We start from the raw sequence: 9,437 nt of genomic DNA on the forward strand, positions 1-9,437 counted from the left end.
TTCCCGAGCAACCTCACGATCAACCCTCTGACTTTGGCCATGAGCGCTATCGTCGGTGCACTCGCGGTCGCCATCGGATGGCACCGGCCGCTTGTTGGACTGACTGCCGGCATCGTCATTATCGCGGTCGTGGCGTGGGCTGTAACGTGGGCGGCAACCGGACGAATCGTATATTCTCCGGCCAATGCCACTGGAATGAGTCCTTTCAACGCAGTGGCATTCGGTGCGGTCAGCGTGGTTCCGATCTTTGTCGGCGCCACAATGGCCACCGTTTCCGCCCTCAGGCTGCACTCTCCCCGGACCGGTAGCTAGAGAAGTATCTGCGCAGCACGCCGAGCTGTCGCGCCCGGACGCCGGACGGTGACCGGGACACCTTCGAATCATCGTCGTCTACTCGGTTCCTTGCGGTGCCGAGAGGGCGATCGTCCCGTAAGACCCGTCCGAGAAAATGCCCGGTGAAGGGAGGCTATACGGGGCACGTTTGGACGCCTCAGATGACTCTTCGGCGAGGTCCAATGCCCGCGCTCGGCGATAGAACGTTGCTCGAGACATTCCAAGATCACGGGCAACCGTCGTCACTGGCTCTCCACCGTCGATGAGTCGACGGGCATTGCGGATTTGGCTGTCGGTGATGAGCCGCGGCCTCCCACCGAGATCCTTGCCGGCGTTGCGGCGCTTGTTAATGGAGTCGATCACACGTTCTCGTTTGATTTCGTGTTCCATTTGTCCGAGTGCAGCCATGATCGTGAACAGCATGGACCCCATCGGTGTCGCGGTGTCGACGTCGCCGCCGCCCAGGTTGAGTACGCGAAGGCCGGCTCCGCGGCCGCGGAGCTCCTCGGCGAACGCGAGCATGTTCTGCGTCGATCGGCCCAGCCGATCCAGGGTCGTGATGACGAGGGTGTCGCCGTCCTCGAGAGCGTCGAGTGCACGGTCGACCTGGGGCCGCGATGCTCGAGCACCGGAAATGCCATGGTCGACGTAGAGGTCGTCACGCCGGACGCCAGCGGCGAGGATGTCGATCTGTTGCCGATCGGTGGACTGCTGTCGCGTGGATACGCGTGCGTAACCGATCAGTTTCGTCATTTCTGCTCCTGGGGTGTCTCATAACCAATGGCGAGTACCATAGTTCAAGCATGCGGTTATGCGACGTAGTTATGAGAATCGGCGCGCCGCAAGATTCCGGTGATTCTGTGAAGGCGCAGGTCGCGGCGGTGAGACGTCTTATATCGCTAGGGATGTGAGACGCTGAAATCGCAAAGCATCATCCACGGACTCGTCCGTAAGACACCCGGTCATCGGGTTTAATGTCGGGACACCTAAACGGAGGTCAGTCACGGTCGGAGGAGGCTGAATCCCCAGACCATAGCGAACACCACGACAGCGATGAGTGGGAAGAGCCAGTTCACGGCAATGAGCAGCAGGTGCCGACCGCGTGGTCGCTTCGCCCCAACCTGAGCCTGCAGTGGTTCGACGATTTCGTCATCGTCGCGGCTTCGAAGGGTCGCGACGGTTCCGATCACCGATAGGACCACCAAGACGGTCGCGGTGCCGACGAGCATCGGCAGCGCGGAGAATACCAGCCATGCGTCGGATGCTGACGCCGGAGCGACAAGCGTCGCCAGTGCGCTCGATGCCCCCGCCACGAGGACGAGCACCGCTGGAAGCCAGCGTTGTCGGATAACTGCTCGTGGGTAGAACGGGAATGCGAACATCAGCGTTAGAACCACCGGGATCGCAAGCAGCAGCATCTGAGGTCCCGAGATCAGGATAAGGTCCCGATCGAACCACGCCGTGCTCGCCAGGGAGAAGACTAGGAATGTGAAGAGCCCCAGGACCGGAAGGAGCACCGTCCTGAGTGCTTGCTCTCGCGGATTTATGATGGGAAGGTCCAGCGAAGCCGAGTACTCGAGTGCGGGGCCGAAGGCTTCTTCCGCGCTTTGGCCGGAGTCGGCCAGCAGCTCACGGACGCTGGCGACTGCGTCGCCGATCGCGGTGCCAGACACTCGTCGCAGGCGCAGTGCGACGGTGAAGTACTCGATCCAGGTGTCGTCGGTCATTGGCGTCTTCATTAGGTATCCGTTCTTCCTGTCCGTGCGGTGTCCAAATAGTCATTGCCATTTGCGGTGAAGCGCAGCCACTCGCTTCGCGTTCGTTCCAGTTCGCTGCGTCCTCGGTCAGTGAGTGAGAAGTATTTGCGGCCAGGACCGGCGTCACCTGGTCGCCATTCGACGGAGACGAACCCGGCCGACTCGTAGCGGCTGAGAAGGGGATACAGCGTGCCGCCCTTGACTGTGCCCAGCCCGTTGGCTTCGAAGTCGGCGATGATCGCGTATCCGTAGGAGGCGCCCTGCTCCAGGGCGCGCAGGGCGAACATTCCAAGCACCGCGCGCATCCAGTCGCTCGGCCACTCGCTGGTCAGCTGCACTTCCTCCGGATGTTCCGATTTCATGACTAGATTGTCTCTCTAACTAGTTAGTCATGTCAAATACACTCAAGCCCGCACCTTCGATTCGACCCGTCGACGACAGCATTTTCTTCTGAAGAGACGCAGGCCACGCGCGCGAAGATGAGGCCGCGTCACAGCCCGCGAGTTGGCCCGTCGCGTTGCGGGTTGATGCGGTGGGGCTCGTTCTCGAACGGATGGTGGAACTGACATTACCGCCGCGTTACTTGGTGCCGCGTGCGAGCGTCGTGGACATTTCGGCGTGGGTTGACCGTGCGCTGCCGCTGGTGTCGCTGCCGAGTCGCGTTTTGTTGGGCGTGTGCTGCGTCGACGGCGCAGACGGCGCCGCTGACACGGGGGTCGGCCTCGCTCATCCTGCCGAGGTCAGGGCCGCCCATGTGTGGAGCGCCTTGGGGGTGCGGGTGGCTCACTAATTCGAGTTGAGGCTATCCGCTGTCTCGTAACCTGAGTGTCTCAAAACCCATGGGGAGTTTCGAGACACTAGGTAAGCGCGCGAACCGCGTCCGACGGCCCGGAGGCTGATCGATATGGGAGTGTGGGGTATGAACTTCATTGAATATGCTGGAGCCTTTCTTCCGGGTCACGTCCTGACGGAGTCCGATATGCCGGGGCCGTTCTATCGATCGATGGACGCCGGGAAAGGTCGGCCATGACGTCGCCGGTCGCGAATAGCCTGCAGTGGATCTACGAGCGGAGTGAGGACGTTATCGCGCGCTTCGCTTTGGGTACGGTGGGTCTGAAGACCCTCATTTGTTTCGGCGTGAACCCGAGCACTGCGGTGCCGGGAGATCCCGACCCGACCGTCAGGCGCGTGACAAGCTTCGCAGCGCGCGATGGATTCGACAGTTGGATCATGCTGAACCTGTACCCGCAGATCTCGACGGACCCCAAGGGACTTGACCGCGTGTGCAACCCGCTGCTCAAGATGGAGAACGAGCGCCACATCGCCAGATTGATCGACGGCCGGCCGTTGACGCTTCTCGCCGCATGGGGAGGGCTCATCGATACGAGGGGATATCTGCCGTCGCTGCTCGAGGACATCGTGCGGGTGACGGACACCGCGGGGTGTGACTGGGTGTCACTGGGGGAGCCTCTCGGGGGAGGGCACCCTCGTCATCCGTCGCGCGCTCGGGGCGATGCCGCGCTTGAGCCGTTCGACATGAGCAGCTATCTGAGCTGATCCTGCCTGTATCACGCTCGCACGACTTCATCCGCGCCGTCGGCTTCGCCGACGAGGAAAGCGCGAGGGCGGTCGGGCTGCACGTCGGCGGATGCAGATTGCGTTGTCTGAAGCGGCCTCCACGCTCCTAGCGGGCCTCAGCGATGATCGCTTCGGCGATCGCGACTGTGTCCCTGTTCGACTCGACCTGGTAGGCCGACTGTCCGAGTGAGAAGAGCATGATGCAGAACGTTGTGTGGTCGGCGCAGATCTGCACGGCGTGTTCACCCTCGACCGCTCCCTTCAGCGCAACCGTCGGCAGAGCCTGGCTGTCCGGCGTGGAGACCATCGTGTCGACGAGCCCGGCCAGGTCGTAGCCGACCGTGACCGACGTGCCCAGAAGGCCGGCGGCGTGCAAGTCGACCGGGACGCCGTCGACCTGCACGGAGCAGGTGAATACCCCGGACCGTTGCGACACGTAGTTGTCGAAATACGTCTTGCCGACGGTCGATTGGGACCGGACTTCGTATTCGAGCGAGTCGACGCCGAGTGCCATGGCGATGCCCTGCGACCCCAGCGCGCCGGTGCAGTCCCGTTCGCGTTCGACCAGGTCGACCGCTGGCCAGACCAACTGGCCGGGTTGAGCATCCGTCAGAGCGGTGAAAACGGATGCCGCGAGCGGCTGCATCTGCGCCAGGATCGCGTCGGGCGTCAGCCCGGAATAATATCCACCGTCGAGGGTATTCCAGCGCGTGCTCAGCACGATTTCGACCCAGGCATCGCCGACCGGCGCGCTGATGAAGCAGCCGGAGTCGCGGCCGCACCCGGCCGCCGCTTCAATGCCTCCGATGGTCATCGCGGTGTCGGATGGGCCGTCGCCGAGCGAGAAGGTGTCGCCCACCGCGTAGGGCGCCCAGGAGTCGGCGCCGCCGGGAACGACCTTGACACTGACGTAAGCCCAGTCGGTCGCAACGGAGTCCTGCATCGGATTGCCGACCGCGGGGCCGACCCGCCAGGAGCAGGACAGACCCCCCAGGGCTGGCACGGCGTACTCGGTGAGGGCATAAGCCGGCTGGATTGCGGCAACCGGGGGCGGCGTGGTTCCGTCCGCGGTGACGAAAGCGGGCGCCACGTCATCAAGGGCGGCAATGTCGTCGCAGGTGTAAACGCTCGCTGCCGCTGGTGTTGGTGCGACTGACGGCGACGGTTCTACCGGGGTGCCCACGGTGCATCCGCTGAGGACCGCGATGGCGAGTAAAACGGTCGGCGTGATTAGGCTGCGGCGTAACATGCGGTCAGCCTAGCAGTGGGCATTTTGCCACGTGACCGGTGATTTCCTCGACAAACAGTCCACGCGAGTACGACACACCTGAATGACTTCCAGAGTGGAATGTTGGCGGCGTGAGGCGTCAGATTGCGGTGCGCCTTCCCGACGATCTTGTGGATTATCTCGACCGGGCGGTGGATGAGGGCCGCGAATCAGCCGTGCCGCCCTGATTGTCCGCGCAGTGGAATTAGAACGTCGTCGGGAGGTTGCTCTGTGGGACATACGCATTCTGTCCGAGCAGTCTGTAGCAACTTGCTCGCTACGCGGCGATCATTCCGTCAAACCTCGCCTGATTCTGCGCGCGATTCACGTGGGGCACCTCGACTAAAGAAGCAGCCCGATGCATTGCCGCTTTGGATGCGGACAAATTCCGCGCCGAGCGGGAGGTCGCAGCGACTTACATTCCCTACGAACCGAGGCGCAATGTCTCATAACCCTCAAGTCTCATAATCCATGGGCGCTAGCACTTTTGTTGGGTCAGCTGCTGGCACGCGAAACGTATTGCGATACGTGCTTGGCGATACTCGAAGGGCCGCGTAGAGGTGTTGACGCAGGGACGTTGCGGTTCCAAATCCTGCTTCGACAGCTATCTGGTCGATGGACAGATCCGTTTCCTCGAGCAATTGGCGGGCAAGATCAATCCGTTGCTGATTCAGCCATTGGAGTGGTGAGACTCCGACTTCTTGACGAAAATGGCGAGTGTAGGTTCGAACGCTCACGGACTCGTGCTTGGCTAGATCGTTGAGGGACACGGGCTCGTCGAGGTGCTTGAGAGCCCACATTCTCGAAGCTCTTGTGTTACCAAGCTCGGTCTCTGGGACCGGGTGTTGGATGAATTGCGCTTGTCCGCCATCGCGGTGAGGGGAGACGATTGTTCCTCGGGCGACGTCGTTGGCGACGGATGAACCGTAGTCGCTGCGGATCATGTGCAGACAAAGGTCGATGCCTGACGCTACGCCCGCCGACGTTAATATTCGACCTTCGTCTGTGTAAAGGACGTCCGGGTCCAGGTCCACGGCGGGATATAGCATACGGAATTGGTCCGCGACTCTCCAGTGTGTGGTCGCTCGCAAGCCGTTGAGGAGGCCCGCTGCCGCCAGCACAAATGACCCCGTGCATATCGATGCAATCCTGGTCGCCGGCCGAATTAAACCGAGCGCATCGACGAGCGGCGAGCTGAGTCCAGCGTGGCTGTGGGGTTCGTAGTCTTCATCAGATGCTGGAACGATGACCGTATCGGCTTCGCTTAGGCCCGCGGGCCCGTGTGTGACATTCACCGTGATGTCGGTGTCGGTGCGAACTTGACCTGGGACGAGCGTGCATGTGCGCACTTCGTAAAGGAATTCGCCCTCGGCGGATTTGGCTTGTCCAAACAGGCGGTGCGCTATGCCCAATTCGATCGGAAGGACCCCGTCGCGCACTAAGACAGCCACGCGGTGTCGATTTGGATGTATGAAAATGCTCATGGCTTGAATCTTACACATGTTGGCTTTTCAGCCACTCGTGAAGATTGCTACTGGTCCCCAAGATGGGATTTGTGACACGAAACGTGAAGACTACAACCGGCCCCCGGAAACCGCGCTTGCATCGCGCTTGGGTGGTCGCGGGCATTTCCTGCTTGGCCATCATTGCCGCTGGCACGTTCACAACTATGTCGGGCTTGCTGGTGGACCCTCTGCACAATGAATTCGATTGGTCTCGAGGCACGATTGGGATAGCGGTGTCCGTCAACATGGTGCTTTATGGGCTCGCTGCCCCCTTCGCCGCCGCGCTGATGGACAAGGTGGGTATCCGCCGCGTCATAGCCGGCGCCCTGCTCATCATCACCGCGGGCTCCGCGCTGACCACGGTCATGACGGCGTCTTGGCAATTTGTGCTCTTCTGGGGCTTCCTCGTCGGCTTGGGCTGCGGTTCCGTCACCATGGTGTTCGCCGCAACAGTAGCCAATCGGTGGTTCGTCAAGCGACGGGGGCTCGTCACCGGTCTCCTCACAGCGGCGAGTGTCTTTGGTCAGTTCGTCTTTCTCCCTGTGCTGTCCTCGATCGTGGACCAGCACCAGTGGAGGGCCGCAATCATGACTATTGCGCTGACTGCACTCATCGTCGTGCCATTCGTGTGGCTACTCATACGCGACCATCCTGCCGATCTCGGACTGAAGGCTTTCGGCGCGCGGGACTTTGCTCCGAAACCCGGGCCGGTCCCCGGGGTAGCCCGGCGCACTTTGCGCGTCCTCGGCACCTCCGCCCGAACGGTGCCGTTCTGGCTACTCGCTTTCACTTTCGCGATCTGTGGGGCGACAACAAACGGAATCATGTGGAGTCACTTCGCCCCTGCTGCTCACGACCATGGAATGCCCATAACGGTGGCCGCGTCGTTGCTGGCGATGATCGGGATCTTTAACGTTGTGGGAACCATTACCTCAGGCTGGCTCACCGACCGAATGGACCCTCGCCGGCTGCTGAGCGTCTATTTTGCACTCCGTGGGGCATCGCTCCTGCTCTTGCCAACGCTGATGTCGTCCACAGTCCAGCCCGAGATGATCGCGTTCGTCATCTTCTTCGGCATTCTCGATGTCGCCACCGTGCCCCCGACGATAGCGCTCTGCCGCGAATTCTACGGCGACGACAGCGCCATCGTCTTCGGCTGGATCAACGCCTCACACCAGATCGGAGCCGGCCTAATGGCATTCCTCGGGGGCGTCGCACGAGACATAACCGGGTCTTACACCATCGTGTGGATCACGGCGGGGGTCCTGTGTTTTGTCGCTGCCCTCATCGCCGTGACAATCGTTCGGCACACGTCCTCTGAAAAACCAATACTCCCTCCGGTACTGAGCTGCCGCGGGCATTTCGGACAGCGGAATTAGTGGATTCTTCTACGCTGCCAATGCTGGCTGCTGATAACCATAGTGGACGTCATTAGGCCTGCGGTAGCCGAGCGCGGAGTGCCGGCGTCGACTGTTGTAAAACCCTTCGATATAGCGGATGACATCGCTGCGGGCTTGTGCTTTCGTGGCATACGCGGTGCGGTAAACACGTTCGTTCTTGAGCATCGAGAAAAAACTTTCCGCCATACTGTTGTCCCAACACACGCCCGTGCGGGCCATCGAAGACCGCATCCCCAGGCCGGTCACCAGAGCGCGAAATTCGGTCGAGGTGTAGACGCTGCCGCGGTCGGAGTGCCAGATCGCGTCTGGCTCGATCAGGGTCGTTGCGGCGGCGTTGCGGAGGGCGTCGGCGACGAGTTCGGTGCGCATGTGATCGGCGATGGACCAGCCGACGACCTTCTTCGAATAGCAGTCGATGACGGTGGCCAGATAGATGAATCCTTGCCAGGTGTGGATGTAGGTAATATCGCCGACGAACTTCACTCCGGGACGGTCAGCGGTGAAGTCGCGCTTAACGAGGTCGGGCATGTTCGCGGCCGCCTTCGCATCGGCTTCGGTCGTGATGCGGAAGGGTCGTGGTTGGCAGGCGACGAGGCCGATTTGGCGCATGAGTTGCCGCACCAGCTCGGGCGAGCATTCGGTCTGCTCAGCGGCGAGGTCGGCGTGGATTCGGCGATATCCGTAGATCCCGTCGGACTCCTCGAAGAAGTGTTGTATCCGGGCGATCAGGGCTTCTCGGCGGGCAGAGGTCGCGGACTGCGGACGGATCGCCCAGTGGTAGAAACCGGACGTGGAGACGGCCAGCCAGAGGCACATTTTCACCACCGAATTCCGGTTGGTGAGCTCAGATTTTTGGGAGTCGATGTATTCGTACTTGCTCACTACCGCTGCTCCCGCGCGAAGTATGCGCTGGCTTTTTTCAAGAATGCGGTCTCCGCTCGCAGCTCGTGAACTTCCCGCTCGAGTTCCTTCAAACGGGCCCGTTCCGACACGGTTAAGTCGGCTTCGGTGCCGCCGTTGGCCTCACGGTATTTGTTGAGCCAGTTCCGGAGCGTCTCCGGGCCGACGCCATATGCGGTGGCGACGTCCTTGATCGGCTTCGAGGTATTGATCACCTCGCGACACAGCTCATCTTTGAGGTCTTGGGTGAAACGCCTACGCGCTGCGGTCATGATGTTCTCTACTTTCAGTGAACCCTCATTTTAAGAGGGCCCACTGTCCGAGATATCCGCGCCAGCTCATAGACGTCGGCTTTGGATAGAACGGTCAGGTTGAGCTCGGTGCGGTCGATGATGTCGACGATGGAGACTTGGTAGGTGCGGTACGGGCCGAGCGCCGGGGGATTACCGTACATGGGGGCTGGAGCATGGCCTGTGTCGAGGTCGATGTCTTCTAGCTGTGGGCTTTGGTCGAGGACGAATCCGGCGGCGTGAAGAGCGGTGGAGTCTTCCGTGGTTGTTGTCCATGCTGCGATCTTCCAGAACGCTTGTGGGATCTTCACGCCCCGGCCTGTGTCTCTGCCCCGAGTTTAAGGGGCGATGCCTTGATATGGCGAGAGCGTCTTCCAGACGTCTGCCTCGGAACTGGAGGGCACCTT

At 61.3% G+C, this 9,437-nt stretch carries 9 protein-coding genes and 1 pseudogene; 3 read left to right on the plus strand and 7 right to left on the minus strand.

From position 1 onward, the window contains the following. A partial coding sequence (locus tag BMW72_RS19070; protein ID WP_092112922.1) for a hypothetical protein occupies positions 1-312 on the plus strand: 312 nt, incomplete at its 5' end. 201 nt (positions 313-513) lie between these two features. Here the strand turns inward: BMW72_RS19070 and BMW72_RS17675 are convergent. From BMW72_RS17675 to BMW72_RS17685, 3 genes and pseudogenes are all read right to left on the minus strand, one after another. Then, positions 514-1,086, minus strand: a pseudogene (locus BMW72_RS17675) (recombinase family protein); the annotation flags it as partial. Positions 1,087-1,334: 248 nt separating this feature from the next. After that, complete coding sequence (locus BMW72_RS17680; protein ID WP_134450471.1) at positions 1,335-2,072, minus strand: hypothetical protein; 738 nt, start codon at positions 2,070-2,072, stop codon at positions 1,335-1,337. Then, on the minus strand, positions 2,072-2,452 hold the full coding sequence (locus BMW72_RS17685; RefSeq protein ID WP_092112931.1) for a PadR family transcriptional regulator: 381 nt from the start codon (positions 2,450-2,452) through the stop codon (positions 2,072-2,074). Before BMW72_RS17685 ends, BMW72_RS17680 begins: the two co-directional genes overlap by 1 nt. Before the next feature lie 664 nt (positions 2,453-3,116). On the opposite strand from BMW72_RS17685, the gene BMW72_RS17695 reads away from it, so the two are divergent. Beyond that, positions 3,117-3,647, plus strand: a complete 531-nt coding sequence (locus BMW72_RS17695) for a DUF1643 domain-containing protein (RefSeq protein WP_092112936.1) — start codon at positions 3,117-3,119, stop codon at positions 3,645-3,647. Positions 3,648-3,774: 127 nt separating this feature from the next. On the opposite strand, the gene BMW72_RS17700 is transcribed toward BMW72_RS17695, so the two are convergent. Beyond that, entirely contained in the window at positions 3,775-4,917 is a 1,143-nt protein-coding gene (locus BMW72_RS17700) for a hypothetical protein (RefSeq protein WP_092112939.1), read from the minus strand. A gap of 473 nt (positions 4,918-5,390) precedes the next feature. After that, positions 5,391-6,419: a GlxA family transcriptional regulator gene (locus tag BMW72_RS17705; protein WP_092112949.1), complete on the minus strand. Its 1,029-nt coding sequence runs from the start codon at positions 6,417-6,419 to the stop codon at positions 5,391-5,393. Between the two features lie 131 nt (positions 6,420-6,550). Here BMW72_RS17705 and BMW72_RS17710 point away from each other — a divergent pair, with 131 nt between their 5' ends. Further along, entirely contained in the window at positions 6,551-7,819 is a 1,269-nt protein-coding gene (locus BMW72_RS17710) for an MFS transporter (protein ID WP_241984081.1), read from the plus strand. Positions 7,820-7,828: 9 nt separating this feature from the next. On the opposite strand, the gene BMW72_RS17715 is transcribed toward BMW72_RS17710, so the two are convergent. Beyond that, positions 7,829-9,012, minus strand: a protein-coding gene (locus tag BMW72_RS17715) for an IS3 family transposase (protein WP_092112944.1) whose coding sequence is annotated in 2 segments (ribosomal slippage) — positions 7,829-8,751 and positions 8,751-9,012 — 1,185 coding nt in all. Because the reading frame shifts where the segments join, the coding sequence is not laid out codon by codon here. A 14-nt stretch (positions 9,013-9,026) separates the two neighbouring features. After that, the gene (locus tag BMW72_RS17720; RefSeq protein WP_092112946.1) at positions 9,027-9,341 is read right to left on the minus strand and encodes a DNA/RNA non-specific endonuclease; all 315 of its coding nucleotides are present in this window, start codon (positions 9,339-9,341) and stop codon (positions 9,027-9,029) included. Positions 9,342-9,437: the final 96 nt, after the last annotated feature.

The sequence above is a fragment of the Cryobacterium luteum genome, from assembly GCF_900110125.1.
GTDB classification, from domain to species: Bacteria; Actinomycetota; Actinomycetes; order Actinomycetales; family Microbacteriaceae; genus Cryobacterium; species Cryobacterium luteum.